The sequence below is a fragment of the Rhodococcus sp. SGAir0479 genome, assembly GCF_005484805.1.
In the GTDB taxonomy this organism is placed as follows: Bacteria; Actinomycetota; Actinomycetes; order Mycobacteriales; family Mycobacteriaceae; genus Prescottella.
Genome location: NZ_CP039432.1, coordinates 319,623 through 340,776 on the forward strand (window position 1 = coordinate 319,623; position 21,154 = coordinate 340,776).

General features: G+C 70.1%; 21 protein-coding genes. 4 read left to right on the forward strand and 17 right to left on the reverse strand.

Going from position 1 to position 21,154, the window contains the following annotated elements; translation table 11 throughout:
• Positions 1-146: 146 nt before the first annotated feature.
• The 3 genes from htpG to E7742_RS01555 all read right to left on the reverse strand — a co-directional run bounded on the left by htpG (position 147) and on the right by E7742_RS01555 (position 3,211).
• Positions 147-2,102, reverse strand: coding sequence for a molecular chaperone HtpG (gene htpG, locus E7742_RS01545; RefSeq protein WP_137797313.1), 1,956 nt, complete (start codon positions 2,100-2,102; stop codon positions 147-149).
• A gap of 82 nt (positions 2,103-2,184) precedes the next feature.
• Positions 2,185-2,826, reverse strand: coding sequence for a Dabb family protein (locus E7742_RS01550; RefSeq protein WP_137797314.1), 642 nt, complete (start codon positions 2,824-2,826; stop codon positions 2,185-2,187).
• Entirely contained in the window at positions 2,819-3,211 is a 393-nt protein-coding gene (locus tag E7742_RS01555) for a hypothetical protein (RefSeq protein ID WP_254699131.1), read from the reverse strand. The genes E7742_RS01550 and E7742_RS01555 overlap by 8 nt, the downstream gene beginning before the upstream one ends.
• Before the next feature lie 147 nt (positions 3,212-3,358).
• On the opposite strand from E7742_RS01555, the gene E7742_RS01560 reads away from it, so the two are divergent.
• Positions 3,359-3,991 (forward strand): response regulator transcription factor, encoded by a 633-nt coding sequence (locus E7742_RS01560; RefSeq protein WP_137797315.1) that lies wholly within the window; start codon positions 3,359-3,361, stop codon positions 3,989-3,991.
• Positions 3,992-3,997: 6 nt separating this feature from the next.
• Here the strand turns inward: E7742_RS01560 and E7742_RS01565 are convergent, their stop codons facing one another.
• Positions 3,998-5,674 (reverse strand): sensor histidine kinase, encoded by a 1,677-nt coding sequence (locus tag E7742_RS01565; RefSeq protein WP_137797316.1) that lies wholly within the window; start codon positions 5,672-5,674, stop codon positions 3,998-4,000.
• Between the two features lie 287 nt (positions 5,675-5,961).
• Between E7742_RS01565 and E7742_RS01570 the strand changes: the two genes are divergently transcribed.
• Positions 5,962-6,576 carry a TetR/AcrR family transcriptional regulator gene (locus E7742_RS01570; RefSeq protein WP_137797317.1) on the forward strand — a complete coding sequence of 205 codons (615 nt, stop codon included), beginning with the start codon at positions 5,962-5,964 and terminating at the stop codon, positions 6,574-6,576.
• A 3-nt stretch (positions 6,577-6,579) separates the two neighbouring features.
• On the opposite strand, the gene E7742_RS01575 is transcribed toward E7742_RS01570, so the two are convergent.
• From E7742_RS01575 to E7742_RS01585, 3 genes are all read right to left on the reverse strand, one after another.
• Complete coding sequence (locus tag E7742_RS01575; RefSeq protein ID WP_137797318.1) at positions 6,580-6,906, reverse strand: cupin domain-containing protein; 327 nt, start codon at positions 6,904-6,906, stop codon at positions 6,580-6,582.
• Positions 6,907-7,011: 105 nt separating this feature from the next.
• Positions 7,012-7,494: a dihydrofolate reductase gene (locus E7742_RS01580; protein ID WP_137797319.1), complete on the reverse strand. Its 483-nt coding sequence runs from the start codon at positions 7,492-7,494 to the stop codon at positions 7,012-7,014.
• Entirely contained in the window at positions 7,494-8,252 is a 759-nt protein-coding gene (locus E7742_RS01585) for a thymidylate synthase (RefSeq protein ID WP_254699254.1), read from the reverse strand. Before E7742_RS01585 ends, E7742_RS01580 begins: the two co-directional genes overlap by 1 nt.
• Before the next feature lie 123 nt (positions 8,253-8,375).
• On the opposite strand from E7742_RS01585, the gene cobF reads away from it, so the two are divergent.
• Positions 8,376-9,149 carry a precorrin-6A synthase (deacetylating) gene (gene cobF / locus E7742_RS01590; protein ID WP_137797321.1) on the forward strand — a complete coding sequence of 258 codons (774 nt, stop codon included), beginning with the start codon at positions 8,376-8,378 and terminating at the stop codon, positions 9,147-9,149.
• Positions 9,150-9,266: 117 nt separating this feature from the next.
• Positions 9,267-10,133, forward strand: coding sequence for an Fpg/Nei family DNA glycosylase (locus E7742_RS01595; RefSeq protein WP_137797322.1), 867 nt, complete (start codon positions 9,267-9,269; stop codon positions 10,131-10,133).
• Here E7742_RS01595 and E7742_RS01600 read toward each other — a convergent pair.
• The 10 genes from E7742_RS01600 to E7742_RS01645 form a co-directional block, all read right to left on the reverse strand.
• Entirely contained in the window at positions 10,122-10,556 is a 435-nt protein-coding gene (locus E7742_RS01600; protein WP_137797323.1) for a GtrA family protein, read from the reverse strand. The two genes, E7742_RS01595 and E7742_RS01600, sit on opposite strands and share 12 nt — an antisense overlap.
• Before the next feature lie 58 nt (positions 10,557-10,614).
• Complete coding sequence (locus E7742_RS01605) at positions 10,615-12,087, reverse strand: carboxylesterase/lipase family protein (RefSeq protein ID WP_137797324.1); 1,473 nt, start codon at positions 12,085-12,087, stop codon at positions 10,615-10,617.
• Positions 12,084-13,622 carry a carboxylesterase/lipase family protein gene (locus E7742_RS01610; protein ID WP_137797325.1) on the reverse strand — a complete coding sequence of 513 codons (1,539 nt, stop codon included), beginning with the start codon at positions 13,620-13,622 and terminating at the stop codon, positions 12,084-12,086. Before E7742_RS01610 ends, E7742_RS01605 begins: the two co-directional genes overlap by 4 nt.
• A gap of 48 nt (positions 13,623-13,670) precedes the next feature.
• The gene (locus E7742_RS01615) at positions 13,671-15,329 is read right to left on the reverse strand and encodes a class I adenylate-forming enzyme family protein (protein WP_137797326.1); all 1,659 of its coding nucleotides are present in this window, start codon (positions 15,327-15,329) and stop codon (positions 13,671-13,673) included.
• Between the two features lie 126 nt (positions 15,330-15,455).
• Positions 15,456-16,427, reverse strand: a complete 972-nt coding sequence (gene ligD / locus E7742_RS01620; RefSeq protein ID WP_137797327.1) for a non-homologous end-joining DNA ligase — start codon at positions 16,425-16,427, stop codon at positions 15,456-15,458.
• Positions 16,424-17,881, reverse strand: a complete 1,458-nt coding sequence (locus E7742_RS01625) for a dihydrolipoyl dehydrogenase family protein (protein WP_137797328.1) — start codon at positions 17,879-17,881, stop codon at positions 16,424-16,426. The genes ligD and E7742_RS01625 overlap by 4 nt, the downstream gene beginning before the upstream one ends.
• A gap of 50 nt (positions 17,882-17,931) precedes the next feature.
• Positions 17,932-18,723 (reverse strand): ABC transporter permease, encoded by a 792-nt coding sequence (locus E7742_RS01630; RefSeq protein ID WP_137797329.1) that lies wholly within the window; start codon positions 18,721-18,723, stop codon positions 17,932-17,934.
• Positions 18,720-19,682: an ATP-binding cassette domain-containing protein gene (locus E7742_RS01635; RefSeq protein ID WP_137797330.1), complete on the reverse strand. Its 963-nt coding sequence runs from the start codon at positions 19,680-19,682 to the stop codon at positions 18,720-18,722. Before E7742_RS01635 ends, E7742_RS01630 begins: the two co-directional genes overlap by 4 nt.
• Positions 19,679-20,560, reverse strand: a complete 882-nt coding sequence (locus E7742_RS01640; RefSeq protein ID WP_137797331.1) for a DUF4097 family beta strand repeat-containing protein — start codon at positions 20,558-20,560, stop codon at positions 19,679-19,681. The genes E7742_RS01635 and E7742_RS01640 overlap by 4 nt, the downstream gene beginning before the upstream one ends.
• A gap of 43 nt (positions 20,561-20,603) precedes the next feature.
• Positions 20,604-21,116: an Arc family DNA-binding protein gene (locus tag E7742_RS01645; protein WP_137797332.1), complete on the reverse strand. Its 513-nt coding sequence runs from the start codon at positions 21,114-21,116 to the stop codon at positions 20,604-20,606.
• Between the last annotated feature and the right edge of the window lie 38 nt (positions 21,117-21,154).

A 21,154-nucleotide genomic window follows, 5' to 3' on the forward strand; every position in this document is an offset into this window, starting at 1 on the left:
ATCGAACGAGATGGTTCCGATGCTACTCGAGCCGGGGGGCGTTCATGGCCGGTTTCTGGCGGCGCGACCGAGGTGCGCGCGGAAGACGGCGGCGCCCGCGGGAGCGAACTCCCGCGGGCGCCGCAGTCTCCCGCCGGTGGCCGCCCCTAGACGGTGCGGGCCAGGCGGTTCGCGAGGATCTTCGCGAAGTGTGCGGGATCCTCCAACTCGCCGCCCTCGGCGAGAAGCGCCGTCCCGTACAGCAATTCGGCGGTCTCGGCAAGACTCGGATCGTCACCGCGCTCGGCGTGGGCGGCGCGCAGCCCCTCCACCAGCGGGTGCGTCGGGTTGAGTTCGAGGATCCGCTTGAAGTGCGGCACCTGCTGGCCCGACGCCCGGTACATGCGCTCGAGCGCGGGGGTCATCCCGAACTCGTCGCCGACGATGCAGGCGGGGGAGTCGGTCAGGCGAGTCGACAGCCGCACCTGCTTGACGTGGTCGTCGAGCGTAGTGGTGAGCCAGCCCAGAACGTCCGCGAACTGCTTGTCCTGCTCCTCCCGCTTCGCCTCGGCCTCCTTCTTCTCCTCCTCGGTGTCGAGATCCACCTCGCCCTTGGCGATCGACTGCAACGGCTTGCCGTCGAACTCGGGGACCGACGTCACCCACATCTCGTCCACCGGATCGGTGAGCAGCAGCACCTCGAGTCCGCGGGCGCGGAAGGCCTCCATGTGCGGCGACGCCTCGAGTTGCTGGCGGGACTCGCCGGTGAGGTAGTAGATCTGCTCCTGGCCGTCCTTCATCCGCTCGACGTACTGCGCGAGCGTGGTCTGCTCGTCCTCGCTGTGGGTCGACGGGAACGACGCGATCTCGAGCAGCGTGTCGCGGTTGTCGAAGTCCGAGAGGAGGCCCTCCTTGAGGACCCGGCCGAACTGGGACCAGATGGTCCGGTACTTGTCCCGCGACGTGTCGTCGTCGGCCGTCATCATCTCGCGGATGGTGGTGAGGACCTTCTTGGTGAGGCGGCGCCGGATCGCGCGGATCTGCCGGTCCTGCTGGAGGATCTCGCGAGAAACGTTCAGGGACAGGTCCTGTGCGTCGACCACGCCCTTGACGAAGCGCAGGTACTCGGGCATGAGTTCCTCGCAGTCGTCCATGATGAACACACGCTTGACGTACAGGTGGATGCCGGCGCGGTGCTCGCGCGAGAACAGGTCGAACGGCGCGTGCGACGGGATGAACAGCAGCGCCTGGTACTCGAACGTGCCCTCGGCCTTCATGGGGATGATCTCGAGCGGATCGTCCCACGAGTGGCTGACGTGCTTGTAGAACTCGCTGTACTCCTCGTCGGTGACCTCGCTGCGCGGGCGGGCCCACAGCGCCTTCATCGAATTGAGCGTTTCGGTCTCGACGACCGTCTTCGGCGCATCGTCGGTCTCGTCCGCGTCGTCGCTCTTCGGCGCGGGCCGCTCGACCTGCATCCGGATCGGGTAGGCGATGAAATCCGAGTACCGCTTGACGATCTCGCGCAGCTTGCGTTCGGAGGCGTAGTCGTAGAGGTGGTCCTCGACGTCCTCGGGCTTGAGGTGCAGCGTCACGGACGTGCCCTGCGGGGCGTCGTCGACCGTCTCGATCGTGTACGTGGCGTCGCCGCTCGACTCCCACCGCGTCGCGTGCTTCTCGCCGGCCTTGCGGGTGAGCAACGTGACCTTGTCGGCGACCATGAAGGTCGAGTAGAAGCCGATGCCGAACTGACCGATCAGCTCTTCGGACGCCACTGCGTCCTTCGCCTCGCGCAGCTTGCGGCGCAGCTCGGCGGTGCCGGACTTGGCGAGCGTGCCGATCAGCTCGATCACCTCGTCACGCGACATCCCGATGCCGTTGTCGCGCACCGTGAGCGTGCGGGTCTCGGCATCCACGTCGAGCTCGATGTGCAGATCCGACGTGTCGACCTCGAGGTCCTTGTCGCGGAACGCCTCGAGCTTGAGCTTGTCGAGCGCGTCGGACGCGTTGGAGACGAGCTCGCGGAGAAAGGTGTCCTTGTTGGAGTACACCGAATGGATCATGAGATCCAGAATCTGGCGAGTCTCCGTCTGGAACTCGCGCTGTTCGATACCCGTGGTCATTCGTGGTTCCCTTCGGCAGCAGAACGTTCGACCGAAATGTTAGGACGGTCTCGGCTGCCGCGGTGACGAAGGTCCACGATCGTCATCCCGCGGTGAGGATCGACTCCTCGATCGTGGCGAAACCGTGGCACAGCGCGGTCACGATCTTCTGCCCCCGTTCGCCGTCGAACCAACGGTCCACGTGCGCCCAGTGGTACGGGTGCGACATGTAGGGACCGGTCAATCCCCCCAGGTCGGAGTACTCCTGCTCCCACACGTGCGTCCAGAGCGCCGCCCCGGACGCCGACGACACCCGCGCCAGCTGCGACGCCCCGATCGAGCGGATGTAGTGCGGCATGGCAGCGGTCTCGATCTCGAACTGCCGAACGTCGTCCGGTTCGGCCGCGGGATCGACGGCGACCAGCAGCGTCCGGTACACGCGCGGTGGCGCGGCAGAGCGGGCGACGCGCACCGCGCCCGGGAACGTGACGCCGTCCACCCGCTCGACCGTCGGCGTCCACAGGGCCGCATCCACCGCGTGCTCGGCTGCGCGCCAGTCCGATTCGCTCGGAAAGCGGACCCGGAAGATCGCGTGTCCGGCGTTGATGCCACCGGGCAGCGTCGGCGCGATCGACGCCGCGGTGGCGTGCGGGACGACGGCGGCACGCAACCCGGTCAGGACCGCTGCCGTGCTCTGCCGATCCGCGGTAGCGGTGAAGTGGATCAGCCGGATGACCTCAAACATCGGACACCGCCGCCACGTCGTCGAGCGCGCACGAGGTGGTGCGCCGGCGACTGACCAGTGCGGCGTCCGCGTCCGCCCACCAGGCCGCGACGTCCGGGTCCCGGCCCGCCGCCCAGCGCTGCTGCCACCACGCGTCCGCGCCGGGGACCGTCCACGTCACGGTCAGGGTGTTCGACTGGTCGTCGAGCCAGACCGGGGGACTCACCAGGACCCGGTCGAGGACCAACCCGCGGCGGCGCGCGCCCGGTGCGTACCGCTCGAGATACGACGTGAGGAACTCGCGGCCACGGCCGGGCGCGACGACCAGCTCGTCGACGACGTACACCGTGGGCACGGGCGTGTTGCTCGCCACTCTGCCCGCCATGTGGCCCGCCGCGTGACTCATCGCACTTCCTTCCCTCGACCCGGACAGGACGCTAGGGCGCGGGCCGGTGGGCGCCTACGGCGGATTCCACGCAGCGGGAGGTGCCGCCCCCGCCGCGGGGTGCCCGGCGCGGTAGCGTTTCGCCGACGGAAGAGAAAGGTGGCACCTATGACCCGGGTCTTTCTGGTCGACGATCACGAGATCGTGCGGCGCGGACTGGTCGATCTGCTCGGCAGCGCGCCCGATCTGACGGTGGTCGGCGAGGCTGCCTCGGTCGGCGAGGCGATGGCACGGGTCCCGGCCAGCGGCGCCGACGTCGCGGTGCTCGACGTCCGGCTGCCCGACGGCAACGGCGTCGAACTGTGCCGTGACCTGCGGGCCGTGCTGCCGGACCTGCGCTGCCTGATGCTCACCTCCTACTCCGACGACGAGGCACTCTTCGACGCCGTGATGGCCGGCGCGTCGGGGTTCGTGCTCAAGCAGATCCTCGGCACCGACCTGATCTCCGCGGTCCGTACCGTCGGCGAGGGCGGGTCGCTGCTCGACAGCCGCGCGACGGCCGCACTGATGCAGCGGATCCGGTCCGAGCGCACCGTCGATCCGCTCGCCGAGCTCTCCGATCAAGAACGTGCGGTGTTCGACCTCATCGGCGAGGGACTCACCAACCGGGAGATTGCCGAGCGTCTCTTCCTGGCGGAGAAGACGATCAAGAACTACGTCTCCCGCCTGCTCGCCAAGCTGGGCATGCAGCGCCGCACGCAGGCCGCGGTCCTCGCGACGGAGCTGCGCAACAAGCGGTAGGCGCACCTAGCCCAGCGGCACCTGCCACGTCAGCTCGGTGCCGCCGCCCGCGCCGGGCAACACCGTGCAGCTGCCGCCGCACTGCTCGGCCCGGCGGGCCAGGTTGTTCAGTCCGCTGCGGCGGGGGTTGTCGGGTACGCCGACGCCGTCGTCGCAGATGCGGATGGTGAGGTGGTCGGCGGCGTCGATCGCAACGGTGACGGTGCTCGCCCCCGCATGCCGGAGCGCGTTGCTCAGTCCCTCCCGCAGCACCGCCTCGGCGTGCGGATGGATCCGCGTCGGCACGAGCGTGTCGATCGCCCCCGTGAACTGGACGTTCGGCGTGAGGACCGAGCGGGTGGTGAGGTCGCCGATCGCGTCGAGCAGCCGGCGGCGCAGACTCGCCGGGGCGTCGTCGCCCGTGGTGTGCAGATCGAAGATCGTCGTGCGGATCTCGCGGATCGTGCGGTCGAGCTGGGACACCGTCTGCGTGAGCGTGCTCGCGGCCGATTCGGGGACCGGGTGGGTCTCGTCGAGCAGCAGGCTCTGCAGGCTCATGCCGGTCGCGAACAGCTGCTGGATGACGTTGTCGTGCAGGTCGCGACCGATGCGGTCGCGGTCGGCGAGGACGTCGAGCTGGCGGCGCCGGTGCTGCTGGTCGGCGAACTCCACCGCGAGCGCAGCCGAGTCCGCCATAGACCCCAACCGCGTGACCTCGTCCTGTGTCCAGCCCTCGCCGTCGCGGGTGACCACGAACATGCCGGCGACCCCCGACGTCGTCGACAGCGGCAGCGCCGCGATCCGGACGCGGGGGGTGTCGAACGGGGCCACGCGGTCGTGCTCGGTGAACAGCGCCGGTCGGCGCGCGCGGACCACCGGCAACAGATCGGAGTCCGACAGATCGAGGTGACTGCCCGCACGCGGACCGTCGTGCGACCACGCGGCCTCCACGGTCGCGTCCTCCTCGTCCACGACCATCACGTAGGCGCCGCTCGCGCCGCACAGGTCGCCCGTGCGGGTGACCAGCAGATCGAGGGCCTCGTCGATCGAGCCGCCCGACAGCAGTCGGGCGTTGAACGACGCGAGTGCCGTGAGCCACCGTTCGCGGGTGCGGGCCTCCTCGAAGAGATGCGCGTTGTCGATGGCCACACCCGCCGACGCGGCGAGGGCGTCGAGGATCGTCTCGTCCTCGTCGGTGAACTCCGGGCCCGACCGCTTCTCGGTGAGATAGATGCTGCCGAACACGCGTCCCCGCACGATGATCGGCATCCCCAGGAAGCTGTCCATCGGGGGATGGTCGGGCGGGAACCCGACCGATGCCGGATGCCGGCCCAGGTGGGCCACGCGGACCGGCCGCGGATGCTCGATGAGCAGTCCCAGCAGGCCGTGCCCTTCCGGGAGGTGTCCCATCCGGGCACGCTCGTCGGGGGAGATGCCCTCGTACACGAACTCCGACAGCCCGCCGTCGGGGGAGCGCACACCCAGCGCGCCATACCGTGCGTCGAGCAGCGTCGTCGCGGCCTGCACGATGCGCTGCAGGATCGAGTCGAGTTCCAGTCCGGCGCCGACGACGAGAACGGCCTCGAGCAGTTCCCGCAGCCGGTTCGGTGTCGCGACGCTGTCGACCAGGCGGCTGCGCATGTCGGCGAGCACGTCCTCGAGGTTCTCGTACTCCCCGTAGCCCCGATGCACACTCTCGACCATGCACGCAGCATAGGCGGCGCGAGAAAACCGGGGAGATCGGTCGAAAGCGGGTGTAACACGTTGCACCCGGGCCTCGATGCATTCGGTGACGTGGTCGGAGGCGCGATCGTGGTGGCCCGCCCCGGCACGTATCTGTCCGGCGTCGATCCTCGGGGGAGGGGGTCGACGCCGGACTCCCCCTCCTGCTGCGTCCGGAGGCAGCTACCCGGGACCGGTTCCCGACGGCCGACGCGACCGTCCGTGGCAGAAACCGTCCGGTAGGTGCCTTCCGCACTACACTCCGTCCGGTGACATCCCGTGCGCAAGACCTCCGGCCCGGCGCCATTCGCGAACGCATCCTCGACGCCGCCGAGGCGTGTCTGGTCGAGTCCGGATACAGCTCCCGTCTGCACGCGGTGATCGCCGAACGGGCGGGGCTGTCCCGCCCCACCGTGTACAAGTACGTGGGCGACCAGTCGGACATCTTCGAGGCGCTGCTCCAGCGGGAGATCACCCGCTTCTTCGCGGTGCTCGACCCCGTTCTCCACGCCCGCGGCGACGTGCGCAGCGGGTTCGTCGACTGCGTCGTGTTCGCGGTCGGGTACGCGCGGCGCCACGCGGTACTGCAGAAGGGCCTGCGCGATCACCCCGCGCTCGTGCTGCCGTGGTTCTCGGTTGCGGCCGGTCCGCTGATCGACCGCGGCGCCGAGTTCCTGGTCCCGCATTTCGAACGGATGCTCGCGGGGTCGCCGGGGACCGGGATCGGTGCCCGAGCCGCCGGCGAGTGGGCCTTCCGCGTCGTCGCATCGCTGATCACCACGCGCGGCGCCGTCGACACCGGCGACGAGCGGGCACTCCGCGAGTTCGTCCACGGGCTGCTGTCGATCGGCGGCGTCCCGGCATCCGAGACGCAGTCGGTGTGACCTCTACTTCGTGACAGTGAGCAGGAACGCCACGTCCTCGAGGGCCTCCACACTGTGCCGCGCCGCCGGGATGACGAGCATGTCGCCGGTGGACCCCTTCCACGAATCCTCGCCACAGATCAGCGCGAGCTTGCCGCTGAGCACCAGCATCGTGGCCTCGCCCGGGCTGTCGTGTTCGGCGAGGCTCTTACCGGCGCTCAGCGCGATCACGGTCTGACGGAGGTGGCGTTGATGGCCGCCGAAAACGGTCTGGGAGCTGCGTCCACTGGACGAAGCCGCCGCCAGCTTGAGCTGCTGGCGGGCCAGGGCCGTCAGTGAGGTCTTGTCCATCACATGCCACTCCATGCGTCGGGGACGAACGGGACACCGCTTCCGCAGTATGACCCACCCCGACGGGAAGGGCCGGGCTATCGAGCTAACGGTTCGGCTACCGCGTCAGCCGCGCACGTACGTCAGGAACCGGTAACGCAGCCCCGACTTCTCGGAGATGTGCCAGTCGCCCTCGTCCCCGATCACCCACTCGTCGCCGATGGCGGGGGCGAAAGCGTCGCCCTCGATGTCGGTGTCGATCTCGGTGACCGCGAGCAGATCGGCGAACGGCATCGCCGCCGTGTAGATCTGGGTGCCACCCATCACCCAGGCGGTGTCGCCGGCGAGCTCGAGTGCGTGCTCGATCCCGCGGGCGGTCTCCACCCCGTCCGCCGACCAGCCGTCCTGACGGGTGACGACGATGTTGCGGCGTCCGGGCAGGGGACGGAAGCGCGGCGGCAGCGAATCCCACGTCAGCCGGCCCATCACCACGGGATGGCCCATGGTCGTGTCCTTGAACCGGGCCATGTCCTCCGGGACCCGCCACGGGATGGTGTTGTCGCGGCCGATCACCCCGGCCGTGGTCTGGCCCCAGATCAGGCCGATCATCAGACGGCCACCGGCGCCTTGATCGCCGGGTGGTGCCGGTAGTCGACGATCTCGACGTCCTCGAAGGTGTAGTCGAAGATCGAGTCGCGCTTGTTCAGCTTCAGCGTCGGATAGGGGAGCGGCTCCCGGGAGAGCTGCTCGGTGACCTGGTCGACGTGGTTGTCGTAGATGTGGCAGTCCCCACCGGTCCAGACGAAGTCGCCCACCTCGAGGCCGGCCTGCTGCGCCACCATGTGGGTCAGCAGCGCATAGCTGGCGATGTTGAACGGCACACCGAGGAACAGGTCCGCGCTGCGCTGGTACAGCTGGCAGCTGAGCTTGCCGTCGGCCACGTAGAACTGGAAGAACGCGTGGCACGGCTGCAGCGCCATGGCGTCGAGGTCGGCCACGTTCCACGCCGAGACGATGATCCGCCGCGAGTCCGGGTCGGTCTTCAGCGTCTCGATCACCTTGGTGATCTGGTCGATGTGCTCGCCCGACGGCGTGGGCCACGACCGCCACTGCACGCCGTACACCGGGCCCAGTTCGCCGTCGGCGTCCGCCCACTCGTCCCAGATGGTGACACCGTGTTCCTGCAGCCACGTGACGTTGGACTCGCCGCGCAGGAACCACAGCAGCTCGTACACCACCGACTTGAGGTGCACCTTCTTGGTGGTGATCAGCGGGAAGCCCTCGGCGAGGTCGAAACGCATCTGGTGCCCGAAGACACTGCGCGTCCCGGTTCCGGTGCGATCCGCCTTGGCGGTTCCGGTGTCCATGACCAGGCGCAGGAGATCTTCGTAGGGCGAGTGCACGGGCCACAGTCTAGGCGGCTGCGCCACCCGTGCACCTTTCCGGTGGCGGCTGCTACCGAAAAGGCGCACGGGCGATAGCCTGCGCCCATGCGTGAGCTCCTCGTGATCGGCATCGGTGCCGGCGACCCCGACCAGGTGACGATCCAGGCCGTCAAGGCGATGAACCGGGCTGACGTCTTCTTCGTCATCGGCAAGGGCGACGAGAAGCAGGAGCTGGTGGATCTGCGCACCACCATCCTGTCCGAGCACATGGACCGCGACTACCGCATCGTCGACATCCTCGACCCGCCCCGCGACCGCACGAACGTGCCATCTGTTCGCTCCGCAGGCTCCGCTCAGGCCGACTACGGCACTGTCGTCGACGACTGGCACGATCGGCGCGCGGAGATCTTCGAGGAGAAGTTCGCGGCGGAGGACGGCGTCGGCGCGATTCTGGTGTGGGGTGATCCGTCCCTCTACGACAGCACGTTGCGGATCGTCGAGCGGGTCCTGTCCCGGGGCAACGTCGCGTTCGACTACACGGTGATCCCCGGCGTGACGAGCATCCAGGCGCTCGCCGCACAGCACCGGATCGTGCTCAACCGGATCGGGGAACCCGTGCACGTCACCACCGGCCGGCGACTGCGCGAGGGCCTGCCCGACGGTGTCGGCACCGCGGTGGTGATGCTCGACGCCGAGTGCAGTTTCACCCACGTGCCCGGTGAGGACGCCGAGATCTGGTGGGGTGCGTACCTGGGGCTGCCCGACGAGGTCCTGATCTCCGGCAGGCTGCGCGAGGTGGAGGGCGAGATCGTGCGCGTGCGCGCCGAACTGCGCGAGCGCAAGGGCTGGATCATGGACATCTACCTGATCAGACGCTGAGCCGCCTGCGGCTCGCCTTCCCGACGCCGCGCGCGAAACCGCGTCCTGCGCGCGCGACATTGCGCGCGGGAGACGAATCCGCGCGCGGCTGTCGGCGCTCGGACCTACGCTGACCCCATGCCCGAACTGCCCGAGGTGGAATCCCTGGCACAGTTCCTGCGTGACCACGCCGTGGGTGCGGTGGTGGGACGCGTCGACGTGGCCGCGTTGAGCGTGCTCAAGACGTTCGATCCGCCCGTCACGGCGCTGCAGGGCCGCAACGTCACCGGCGCGCGACGGTTCGGCAAGCATCTCGCCCTGGACTGCGACGGGCTGTGGCTGATCACGCACCTGTCCCGCGGCGGCTGGCTGCGCTGGATCGACAATCCCAGCCCGTCCCCGCCGAAACCGGGCAAGGGGCCGTTGGCGGTGCGCGTGCACTTCTTCACCCCGGACGGCGAGACACCCGCCTTCGACCTCACCGAGGCCGGAACCAAGAAGCGGTTGGCGGTGTGGGTGGTGACCGACCCGCAGTTGGTGCCGGGGATCGCGCGGTTGGGCCCCGACGCGCTCGAGCTCACCCGGGCGGATTTCGGGGAGATCCTGGCCGGTACGACCGCGCGGCTCAAGACCGCCCTGGTGGACCAGTCGCTGCTCGCCGGGATCGGCAACGCGTACTCCGACGAGATCCTGCACGCGGCGCGGCTGTCGCCGTTCGCGACCGCGGCCAAGCTCACCGCCGACGACGTCGATGTGCTGTACGACGCGATGCGCACGCAGCTCGAGGACGCCGTCGCCCGTTCGGTGGGACAGGAGGCGGCGCGCCTGAAGGGGGAGAAGCGCGCCGGGATGAAGGTGCACGCGCGGACCGGGATGCCGTGCCCGGTGTGCGGGGACACGGTCCGGGAGGTGGCGTACGCCGAGCGATCGTTCCAGTACTGCCCGACATGTCAGACCGGCGGCAGGATCCTCGCCGACCGCCGGATGTCGCGGCTACTGAAGTAGCACCTGGCGGCGCCCGAACACCCAGCCCCGCAGCGCGACGAACCGCAACCCGCCGACCACCGCGCTGACGCCGATCACCAGCGCGATCGACACGAGTCCGGTGGCGCCGGGGAAGAAGAAGTGCAGCAGTGCCAGGGCGAGCGAGCTGACCAGCAGACCGAGGAGCGCGAGCGCGCCGCCCTCCCACTGTGCGGCGAACCACGGCACCCGGTCGGCGGCGCGGAACGTGCGGCGACGGTGCAGTTCGTTCGCGAGCATCGTGCTGGTCGCCACGCCCACCGCGTTCGCCAGGAACGTCCCGTACGCGTCGAGAACGACGAACGACAGCGCGTACAGGACATTGCTCGATCCGCCGACGAGGGCGAACCGGCTCAGCTGGGCGACCCATCCGTCGCCGCCCAGACGCAGGTCGAGCATCGACATCGAGGTCTCCCACAGCCTGAAATTTGGTTGCGATTCGCAACGGTATATCAACGCGCACTCAATGCCGGTGTCGGTATCCGCGCCACGCCACGCGTCGGGCCCGCAGCGGGTCGGATTCGACACGGCAGTTCTCGTCGATGATCAGCGTCTCGCGGCCGTCGACGGAGTACCGCGGCCAGTCGCCGAGCGGCCGTCCGGTTCGCGCGAAAGCGAGCCAGTGTCGCTGCACCGTGTCGGTCACCACTCGCAGTCCGCGACGCCCACCGAGCGCCGTCGTGAACCGGGTCGTGGGCCCGCGGGTGCCGAACACGGCCGGCAGTTCGGTGGCATGGGTGGCGCCCAGGCCGAGTATCCGCAGCAGTGGCGGCGCGAAGTCGTACCGGTACATGTACGTGTCGCTGTGCCGGGTGTGCGCGTGGGCACACCGCAGCGACGGCTCCCAGAACACGACGTCACCGCCCAGGTCCGCGGCCGCCCGCCGGCCGGGATAGCCCGGGTACGCCGCGAGCACCCGGCGCACGATCGCCGGGTCGGTCCGTTCGAACATCTTCGCGATCCGCGTCGGGTCCGTCGGGAGGATGTCGAGCATCCGCGGGAAGATTCGTCCTTCCTGCGCGTTGGTGCCGATGAGCAGCGGCACGCGGTGGTCGGTGCCGGATTCGAACGCCTCCAGCGGATGCTCGGGGAGCACCCGACCGTCGGCGACCGGCGCGAACGGCCGCACCCCGGGAACCTCGTCGGCCGCCCGGGCGCTGAGTGTCGACGCGACACGGACCAGGTCGCCGGGAGCGGCCGTCGTGAGGTAGCGGGCGGCGTCGGCGCGCGGCACGTCGGCGATGGCGAGGAACTCGCGCGCCCATCGGGCGGCCAGGGCCGTGCCGTTGGACGTCGCCGGCGGCGGACTCTGCGCGATGGCGCGAGCGAAGAGTCCCCGGGTCGCCGGTGTACACAGCAGAGTCATGACGGCGTCCGCGCCCGCCGATTCGCCGAACAGCGTGACGTTGTCGGGGTCGCCCCCGAACGCGGCGATGTTCCGCTGCACCCACTCGAGAGCGGCGATCTGGTCGCGCAGCCCGAGATTGACATCGAAAGGTCTAGTCGGCGTGGCGAATTCGCGGAAGTCGAGGTAACCGAGCGCGCCGAGGCGATAGCCCAGCGACACGAAGACGACGTCGCCACGACGGACCAGCGCGGCACCGCTGTACATCGGCGCCGCCGCCGTCCCGGCAGTGTGGGCGCCGCCGTGGATGTAGACCATGACCGGCCGGGCGACGGCGCTGGGTTCCGCCCGGCGTAGGACGTTGAGCGTGAGGCAGTCCTCGTCGCCGCGTCGACGCTCTTGCGGTGCCGGGGAGCCGAATTCCGTGGCCGCGCGCACGCCGGTCCACGGAGCGACGGGTTGCGGTGCGCGCAGGCGCAGCCGCCCGACCGGGGGCGCGGCGTAAGGGATTGCGCGCCACGACAGCAGGTCCCGGCGGCGTCGACCGCGAACGACCCCGTCGGCGAAGGAGACGTCGACGTCGTCGGTCACCGATCGGACTCGCGGTCCGCGGCGCCCTCCCCGACGTACCCGCGGTAGTCGGCCCACGCCAGGCGGCGATCCCGGCCCGGGTCCCGCTCGACCCGGGCGGGCGCGTCGAAGATCAGTGTGCGCCGGTGCTGCGCGTCGTACCTCGGCCACCACGGCTCCGGTACGCCGTTGCGCGCGAAAGCAATCCAGTTCTCCTGCATCCGGTCGGTCACGGCCCGCAGCCCGCTGCGTCCGCCGGGGGCGGTCAGGGCGCGTCCCACGGCGGAGTCGCCGTAGCCGAAGACGGCGATCATCTCCAGCGCGTGGGTGGCGCCCAGTCCGAGCCAGTGCATCAGCCGGGGCGCGTAGTCGAATCGGTAGCTGTACGTGGCAGCGTGCGCGGAGTGTGCGTCGGCAATGTCGATCGAGGGCTTCCAGAAGGTCAGATCACCGCCCAACGCGATGGCCGCCGCCGGCGCGGGATACCCCGGGTAGGCGGCCAGGATGCGTTCACGGGCGTCGGGATCGGTGAGCGCGAACATCGCGTCGATGCGGGCCGCGTCCGTGGGCAGGCCGTCCATCAACCTGGGGAACAGCGCGCCCTCACGGGCGTTGGTGCCGATGATCATCGGCATCGGGTGGGCGGTCCCGTCGGTGAACGCCTGCAGCGGTGCGGTGGGCAGGAAGTCGCCGTCCACGACCGGGCCGAACGGGTGCAGTCCGGGGGTGTCGGCCAGTGTCTTCGCGCTCAATCGTCGTGCAGCCCGGCCGAGTTCGGCGGGTGTCGCGAGGTCGAGTGCGCGACTCGCCTCGCCACGGTCGGCGCCGAGCAGGTCCAGGAACTGACGTGCCGACTCTCGCGCGCGCTGCGCCTCGTTCACCAGCACCGGGGCGGCACTTTCGGCGATGGCGCGGGCGAACAGCCCCTGCGCCGTCGGCGTCGCCATGAGTGTGGTCACCGAGGTGCCACCCGCGGACTCGCCGAACACGGTCACGTTGCCGGGATCGCCGCCGAACGCCGCGATGTTGCGTTGCACCCACTCCAGCGCGGCCACCTGGTCGCGCAGTCCGAGGTTGGCGTCGAACGGCCGATCCGCCGTCGAGAACTCCCGGAAATCCAGGAAACCGAGCGCACCCAGCCGATAGTTCACCGACACGTAGACGATGTCACCGCGGCGGACGAGCCGGTCGCCGCGGTAGAGACCCATCGCGGTGGTGCCGATCACGAACGCGCCCCCGTGGACGAACACCATCACCGGCCGCGGCTTCGTGCTCGCCGTCGCCGGTGCCACGACGTTGAGCGTGAGACAGTCCTCGGAGATCGGCTGGTACTTCCCCGGCCGCAGCGCGGTCCCCATCCGGGGCTGCGGCGCGGCGGCACCGAACTCGGTGGCGTCGCGGACCCCGGTCCACGGCTCCACCGGTTGCGGTGCCCGCAGCCGCAGCGGCCCCACCGGCGCAGCCGCGAACGGGATGCCACGCCACGTCAGCAGGTCTCCGAGCCGACGACCCCGCACGACGCCGTCGGCGGTGGTCACGTCCAGTCTCGACGTCATGGCCGCGACTATACGTCGGCTCGGGCCCGCATTCCGTGGCTCGACGCCTCAGATCAGGATCTGCTTGCGCATCGTCTTACCGGTCGCGTTGCGCGGCAGCGGTTCCTCGGTGATCCGCCACCGGGTGGGCACCTTGAAGTACGCGAGCCGGTCCGCTGCGAAGGCCCGGAGTTCGTCCTCGGTCACCGTCGTCCCGGGGCGCGGCACGACGACCGCCGCGACCTCCTGCCCGAGGTCGGGATGGTCGACACCCACCACGGCGCACTCGGCAACCGCCGGATGTTCGTCGAGGCACTGCTCGATCTCGACGGGGTAGACGTTCTCGCCGCCCCGCAGGATCAGATCCGAGCGCCGGCCGGTGAGCCGGACCATGCCGTTCTCGATGACGCCGAAGTCACCGGTGTGCAGCCACCGACCCGCCCGGATCGCGTCGGCGGTCGCGGCGTCGTTCTCCCAGTACCCGAGCATCACGTACGGGCTACGGACGCAGATCTCGCCCTCGGTTCCGTCGGGCACCGGTTCGCCGAAGGGATCGCGAATCTCCACGGCGACACCGATGATCGGCCGGCCCAACGTGCCGGGGAACGCCTGCAGGTCCATCGGAGTGGCCACCGAGATCGCGGTGCTGCACTCGGTGAGGCCGTAGCTGTCGACCAGCGCGTTGGCGGCGAAGGGCAGCTTCTCGCGGAGGCGCTGCTGGAAGCCGGGGGAGGACGGCGCCGATGCGAGGGCGAACGCCGTGAGCGACGACGTGTCGTAACGGGTGACGTCCTCGTGCTCGAGCAGACGACCCGCCATCGTCGGGACGGCGCCCCAGTTGGTGACCTTCTCCCGCTCGATGAGCGCCAGCACGCGGTCGGCGTCGAACGACCCCTGGTGGATCACCACGGCGCTGCCGGTCGCCAGCCGGGGGACGACCAGGTTGTGCAGGCTCGCGATGTGGAACAGCGGTGACGTCAGCAGGTAGCGCAGATCGCTCGGGCCGTCGCTGACCGGGTTGCCGCTGAACGCCGCGGCGAGGGCGTCGCTGTAGCGGTGGTACTCGATGACGGACAACAGGTTCCGGTGCGAATGCACCGCGCCCTTGGGGCGACCGCTGGTGCCGCTGGTGTAGAGAATCACCGCCGGATCGTCCTCGGCCACGTCGGTGCGCGGCAGGTCGGCGTCGGCGAACTCGGAGATCAGGCGGGGGACGTCGTCCTCCATCGTCAGGACCGGGACATCGATGTCGAGGCCGTCGAGGAGGGCGGCACGCTTGGCGTCGACCACGAGCACCGCGGGGCGCACGTGGCCCACGCCGTACTCGATCTCCCGCGGCACCCACCACGCGTTGAAACCGACCGCGATCGCACCCAGGGCCTGCGCGGCCCAGAACGACTCCACCCACTCCGGAGTGTTGGCGGCCAGGATCCCGATCCGGTCGCCCTTGCCGACGCCGTAGCGCTCGCGCAATGCGGTGGCGAACGCGGCGACGGCGCGCAGGTGCTCGGCGTAGCTGATCCGTCGATCCTCGGTGACGAGGTAGTCCCGGTCGCCGTACGCGGCGGAGGCCGCGAGGACGTCACCCAGGGACTTGTCGCGGTTCTTCATCACCGGCATCCGGACTCCGAGCACGTCCTCCGGGACGAGTTCGAATCGCCCACCGGGCCCCGTCAATTCGGCCATGACCGACGCAATGTATGCCTGGGGGTCGACAGACTTGGTCACGAATGGTTCCTTTCGACGTCGAACAGGGCGGAAGTGACGTGCGTCATAGTTCGGTCTGGCCGATCGCCTGTCAAGGGAGGTCTCGGTGAGTGGATGAGCCCTCGACCGGTGCGCGCCGGCGTCCGCTCAGTGCCGACCGGGCAGATCCACCTCGTCGGGGGACTTGTCGTCGCGCAGGCCCTTCCAACTGGGATGCCGCAGGCTCCCGCCCGCGTACTCGCGGTACTCGACGTCGCCGACCAGTTCGGGTTCGACCCAGTGCGCGCCCTTGGTGTCGCGCGTCGGTGGCGGCGCGGCCAGCGGACTCGTCGGCCGCTCCAACGTCTTCAGCAGCTGCCGCAGCGACCGGCGGGTGGCGCTGCTGAAGCCGGTGCCCACGTGGCCGATGTAGACCAGGCGGCCGTCGTCGTCGTACGCGCCCAGCAGCAGCGACCCGACGCCGTGACTCGCGGCGCCCGTGCCGTCGACCCACCCGACGACGATGCCCTCGGTGTTGCTCCGCAGCGGCGTCTTGATCCAGGCCGGGGCGCGCCGGCCGGGCGCGTACGTCGAGTCGACCTGCTTGGCGACCACGCCCTCGAGGTGGTGCTCGCGGGCCAGGGCCAGCATCCGGTCCCCGTCGACGCCGGTCCAGAACGGGGGCACCTGCACGCGGGTACCGGACAACCCCAGGCCGTCGAGCAGCTTGCGGCGCTCCAGGTAGGGCAGGTGCACGGTCTGCTCGCCGTCCAGCGCGAGGACGTCGAACGCGTAGTACGTGACGGGAAAGTCGTTGCGCAGCTGCGTCGTCGGACGCAGTACGTGCATCCGCCGCTGCAGCCGAGCGAACGACGGACGCCCGTGCCGGTCGAGCGCCACGACCTCGCCGTCCAACACGGCCTCGTGGTCGGCGACGGCCTCGGCCAGCGGCTCGAGCAGCTCGGGGAACGCGCCGGTGACGTCGTTGCCGTTCCGGCTGAACAACCGGACGCCGTCGACCCCGACGTCGGCCACGGCCCGCTGCCCGTCCCACTTCATCTCGAAGGCCCAGCCGTCACCGTCCGGCGGCTGACCGAGCGTGGCCAGCATCGGGGACGGTGGCGCGGGCGGCGGGTTCATGTCCGGTCGCGTCGAGCCTCGAGCAGCCGCAGCCAGACCTCGCTGACCGTCGGGTACGACGGGACCGCGTGCCACAGGCTCTCGAGCGGCACCTTGCCGACCACCGCGACGGTGGCGGCGTGGACCAGCTCGGCCACCCCGGACCCGACGAACGTCGCGCCCAGGACGGTGTCGGTCGCGCGGTCGATCACCAGCGACGCGCGGCCGGAGTAGTCGTCACGGGCGAGCGCGGCGCCGGCGACGTCGATGTCCACCGCCACCATTTCGACGTCGAATCCGTCTGCACGGGCTTGGCTTTCGGTGCGTCCGACCGCCGCCACCTCGGGCGTCGTGAACACCACCTGCGGCACCTGGCCGTGATCGGCCGAGGCGACGAAGCGCGGCCCGTCGAGCGGACGGCTCTCCGCCCGGGCGGCGATCACGTCGCCGCACACGCGGGCCTGGTACTTGCCCATGTGCGTCAGCAGTGCACGCCCGTTGACGTCGCCCACCGCGTACAACCAGTCGCCGTCCACGCCGGAAACCGTCAGGTGGTCGTCGACGGTGACGTAGCCGTGGTCCGGGAGGCCGAAACGCTCGAGTCCCAGTCCCGCCGTGCCGGGGGTGCGGCCCGTCGCGACCAGTACCTCGTCGACGGTCAGTTCGGCGTGCTCTCGGCCGTCACCGCTGGTCCGCAGCGTCACCGGCCCGCCGTGGACACGGCCGACGCCGGTGTCGACGACGCCGGGCCGGGACGCGGACTCCACCGACGTGCCGAACCGGATGTCGATCCCGTGCTTGCGCATCTTCTCGGCGATCATCTCGCCCGCGAACGGTTCGGTGCGTTCGAGGAGGGCCGATCCCCGGACCAGCAGCGTCACCTCGTCGGCGCCGAGTTCGTGCAGCCACGTCACGGCCTCGCACGCCACCACGCCGCCGCCGACGACCGCGAGCCGCTTCGGGATCTCGCGGACGTTGGTCGCATCCCGGGACGTCCACGGCAGGGCGTCGCGCAGGCCCGGCAGGTCGGGCACACTCGCGGTGGTGCCGGTCGCGATCACCACTGCCTCGCGGGCGCGCAGCACCCGGTCGCCCACCGTGACCTCGCGAACGCCGGTGAGCCGCGCGCTGCCGCGGATCACGTCGATGCCGGCCGAATCCGCCCACAACACCTGAGACGAGTCGTCGAGGTTGTGGGTGAAGCCGTCCCGCCGCGTCAGCACGGCTGCGGTGTCGAGCCCGTACGCGTTCACCTTCTCCTCGACACCGGGCATGTGGCGGGCGGTGCTCAGCACCTCGACCGGTCGCAGCAGCGCCTTCGACGGCATGCAGGCCCAGTACGAGCACTCACCGCCCACCAGCTCGTGTTCGACGAGTGCCGCGGTGCGGTCACTGCCGGCGATGGCGTAGGCCGCGGCGTTCTCCCCGGCCGGCCCGCCTCCGATCACGATGACGTCGAATTCTTCGGAAGCCATGGATCCACGGTAGGCCGGGGAGGGCGGTTTCGCGCTGCTTCGGGGTGGCGTCAGCGGGTGGGGCGCCGCTCGAACAGACGCTTCGCCCAGACATACCCGAATGTCGCGATCACTGCGATCCACGCCGCGGCGAGCCTGCCGTTCGCGCCGATCGGCTCCCCGAGGAGCAGTCCGCGCAGCGTCTCGATGACCGGACTGAACGGCTGGTACTCGGCGAACCAGCGCAGGGCGGCGGGCATCGAGTCGGTGGGAACGAACCCGCTCCCGAGGAAGGGCAGCAGGATCAGGAACATCGGCAGGTTGCTGGCCGTCTCCACGCTCTGGGAGACCAACCCCAGCGCCACCGACAGCCACGTGACCGCGACGGTGAAGGCCGCCAGGAGGCCGATCGCGGCGATCCACTCCACCGGTGTGGCCGTGGGGCGGAACCCGACGGCGACGGCGACGCCGGTCACCACGACGAGACTGATCATCGTCTGGATCAGGCTGCCGACGACATGCCCGGTCAGCACCGACGCGCGTGAGATCGCCATCGTTCGGAAGCGGGCGATGATGCCCTCCGTCATGTCCGTCGCGACCGAGATCGCCGTTCCCTGAGCGGAACTGGCCACGGTCATCAGGAGAATGCCGGGCGTGACGTAGTCGATGTATGCGGCGCGCCCACCGGCCGGGTCGCCCAGGCCGGCGCCGAGGGTGCCGCCGAACACGTAGACGAACAGCAGCAGGAGCACGACGGGCATCCCGATCAGCATGACCGTCATCGACGGGTAGCGGAGCATGTGCCGCAGGTTGCGCCGCAGCATCGTTGCGGAATCGCTCACGGCGTAGGACCGAGTGGTCATCGCGAAGTCTCCTTCGGGGAGTCCGAGCGGGCGGTGAGGGCGAAGAACACGTCGTCGAGGTCGGGCGTGTGGATCGACAGGTCCGTGACGTCGATCGCGTCGGCGTCGAGCCGGTCCAGGATCGTGCGGAGCGACGCGGCGCTGCCGTCGCCGGGCACCTGGAGCGAGAGCGACTCGTCGTCTCGCGTCGACTCGCCGAGCGACCTTGCCGCCGCCGACAATTCGTCGAGATCTGCGAAACGCAGGCGGACGTGACCACCGGGCACCAACTGTTTGAGGTCGGCCGGTGTGCCCTCGGCCACGAGCCGGCCCCCGTCGAGCACCGCGATCCGGTCGGCGAGGTGGTCGGCCTCCTCGAGGTACTGGGTGGTGAGGAAGATGGTGACGCCGTCCGCTGCCAGTTCCCGCACGATGTCCCACATCGAGCGGCGACTGCGCGGGTCCAGTCCGGTCGTCGGTTCGTCCAGGAAGATCACCCGCGGACGACCGACCAACGTCATCGCGAGATCGAGTCGGCGTCGCATACCGCCCGAGTAGCTCGACGCGGGCGTGGACGCGGCCTCGGTGAGGTCGAACAGTTCGAGGAGTTCGGCAGTGCGGGCGCGCGCTTCACGCCGACCGAGGTGGTGGAGATCGGCCATCAGCGTGAGGTTCTCGGCTCCGGTGAGCAGACCGTCCACGGCGGAGAACTGGCCGGTGACGCCGATCGCGGCGCGGATCGCGTCCGGATCGTCGGCCAGCTCGTGCCCCGCGACGCGGACGTCACCGGCGTCCGGCGCCACGAGCGTCGAGAGGATGTTCACCACCGTGGTCTTGCCGGCACCGTTGGGGCCGAGAAGCGAGAAGATCGATCCCTCGGCGATGTCGAGGTCGATTCCGTCGAGTACCACTCTGTCTCCGAACGACTTTCGGAGCGAACGGACACGTACGGCCGATGCCGTCGAGATTGCGGTCGTCATTGCTCCGCCTTTCGCGGGTCGTCGTCCCCGAGCCCCGCTCGCTGGACGGTGATGTCGCCGAACCCGGTGTGGGCCTCGACGTCGACCTTCTCGCCGATCGGGGCCGGTCGGTCGGTCGGGGTGAGCAGGTTGTGCACCTTGCCGAACGAGGTGTGGACGTCGAGGCGGGCGGCCGTCCCGGCCGGAATGCCGACCTCGATCGCGCCGTGCCCGGTCCGCAGCGAGGCGGTGCCGCGCGTGAGCTCGTCGATGCGAATCTCGCCGTTGGCAGTCGCGGCGTGGACGTCCCCGCCGGTGTGACCGACCGCGATGTCCCCGTTCGCCGTCTTGATCCGTAGGTTCCCCCGCACGGAGCCGATTCGGTTGTGGCCGTTGGAGTTCTTCACCGTCGCGTTGCCGTCGACACGGCGCACCTCGACCGTGCCGGAACCGGTCGAGAGTTCGGCGTCCCCCGCGATGGTGTCGACGACCACCGCGCCGGCGCCGGTGGTCACGGTGGCCGGCGCAGTGCTACCCAGCCGGACGTCGCCGGTCGCCGTCTTGACGCGGACGTTGCCGAGCCGGCCGGTGGATCGGACCGCGCCGGCGGAGGCGTCGGCCTCGAGACTCGACCCGGACGGCAGCGCCACGGTGACGTCGATCGAACCCACCTTGCCCCACACGCCGAGCCCGCGCGGGCGGGGAGCCTGGACGAGCAGACGCCCGCCCGAGTACTCGACGCGGGTCTGCTCCGCGGCGCGCACGTCCACGTCGCGCTGCGGGTCGCTGGGGTGGACCTCCACCACCGTGTCGTTCCGGTCGGTGGCGGTCACGGTGACGTCACCGACGGGAAACGAGAGCGTGGCCGAAATCGGTTCGTCGGTACTGAAAGTGGGCATCGTGGTCCTCGGGGTGTGAGTGGAGACGTGCACGGATGGAGGGTCAGTGGACCCAACCGGTGAAGCGGTCGCCGCCCGTCGCAGCACGGCGTTCCGGCCGCCGGGGGGCGGCGCTCTCGTCGAGCGCGGTGGAGGCCGCACGGACGAGCCAGGAATTGACGGACATCCCGGCCGCGCGGGCAGCGTCCTCCACGCGGTCCTTGAGGTCCTGCGGCAGCCGCAGATTGATGCGCGTCATCGGCCCTTCGTCGACGTCGGCCGGGCGGGCGGCCGGTTCGGGAGTGGGTGCCTCGGCGTCCGGTGCGACCGAGGGCGGCGGGGGAGTGACGACGAAGCTCGGTTCGCGGCCGCGCAGCCGGAGGTCGACCGATCCCGGCGCCAGATCACGCGTGATCTCGGCGGCGGCGTCGGAGAGCGCGTCCAGCAATGCCAGACGTGCCGCCGAGTCGAGTGGTGCGGTCAGGCGCTCGGCGAGCGCGCGGGCATCCGGCCCGCCGGCCTCGGCCGCGATCGCGAGGTCCCGATGCAGGGCGTTGACGTACGGTTCCAAGTCCATGGCACCACTATGGCACCAAGTCGATGCCATATGAAGGG

Excerpts from the sequence above, each read along its gene's own strand:
- htpG (WP_137797313.1), bottom strand. The coding sequence starts at position 2,102 with ATGACCACGGGTATCGAACAGCGCGAGTTCCAGACGGAGACTCGCCAG.
- E7742_RS01550 (WP_137797314.1), bottom strand. The coding sequence starts at position 2,826 with ATGTTTGAGGTCATCCGGCTGATCCACTTCACCGCTACCGCGGATCGG.
- E7742_RS01555 (WP_254699131.1), bottom strand. The coding sequence starts at position 3,211 with ATGAGTCACGCGGCGGGCCACATGGCGGGCAGAGTGGCGAGCAACACG.
- E7742_RS01560 (WP_137797315.1), top strand. The coding sequence starts at position 3,359 with ATGACCCGGGTCTTTCTGGTCGACGATCACGAGATCGTGCGGCGCGGA.
- E7742_RS01565 (WP_137797316.1), bottom strand. The coding sequence starts at position 5,674 with ATGGTCGAGAGTGTGCATCGGGGCTACGGGGAGTACGAGAACCTCGAG.
- E7742_RS01575 (WP_137797318.1), bottom strand. The coding sequence starts at position 6,906 with ATGGACAAGACCTCACTGACGGCCCTGGCCCGCCAGCAGCTCAAGCTG.
- E7742_RS01580 (WP_137797319.1), bottom strand. The coding sequence starts at position 7,494 with ATGATCGGCCTGATCTGGGGCCAGACCACGGCCGGGGTGATCGGCCGC.
- E7742_RS01585 (WP_254699254.1), bottom strand. The coding sequence starts at position 8,252 with ATGGACACCGGAACCGCCAAGGCGGATCGCACCGGAACCGGGACGCGC.
- cobF (WP_137797321.1), top strand. The coding sequence starts at position 8,376 with ATGCGTGAGCTCCTCGTGATCGGCATCGGTGCCGGCGACCCCGACCAG.
- E7742_RS01595 (WP_137797322.1), top strand. The coding sequence starts at position 9,267 with ATGCCCGAACTGCCCGAGGTGGAATCCCTGGCACAGTTCCTGCGTGAC.
- E7742_RS01600 (WP_137797323.1), bottom strand. The coding sequence starts at position 10,556 with ATGTCGATGCTCGACCTGCGTCTGGGCGGCGACGGATGGGTCGCCCAG.
- E7742_RS01610 (WP_137797325.1), bottom strand. The coding sequence starts at position 13,622 with ATGACGTCGAGACTGGACGTGACCACCGCCGACGGCGTCGTGCGGGGT.
- ligD (WP_137797327.1), bottom strand. The coding sequence starts at position 16,427 with ATGAACCCGCCGCCCGCGCCACCGTCCCCGATGCTGGCCACGCTCGGT.
- E7742_RS01625 (WP_137797328.1), bottom strand. The coding sequence starts at position 17,881 with ATGGCTTCCGAAGAATTCGACGTCATCGTGATCGGAGGCGGGCCGGCC.
- E7742_RS01630 (WP_137797329.1), bottom strand. The coding sequence starts at position 18,723 with ATGACCACTCGGTCCTACGCCGTGAGCGATTCCGCAACGATGCTGCGG.
- E7742_RS01635 (WP_137797330.1), bottom strand. The coding sequence starts at position 19,682 with ATGACGACCGCAATCTCGACGGCATCGGCCGTACGTGTCCGTTCGCTC.
- E7742_RS01640 (WP_137797331.1), bottom strand. The coding sequence starts at position 20,560 with ATGCCCACTTTCAGTACCGACGAACCGATTTCGGCCACGCTCTCGTTT.
- E7742_RS01645 (WP_137797332.1), bottom strand. The coding sequence starts at position 21,116 with ATGGACTTGGAACCGTACGTCAACGCCCTGCATCGGGACCTCGCGATC.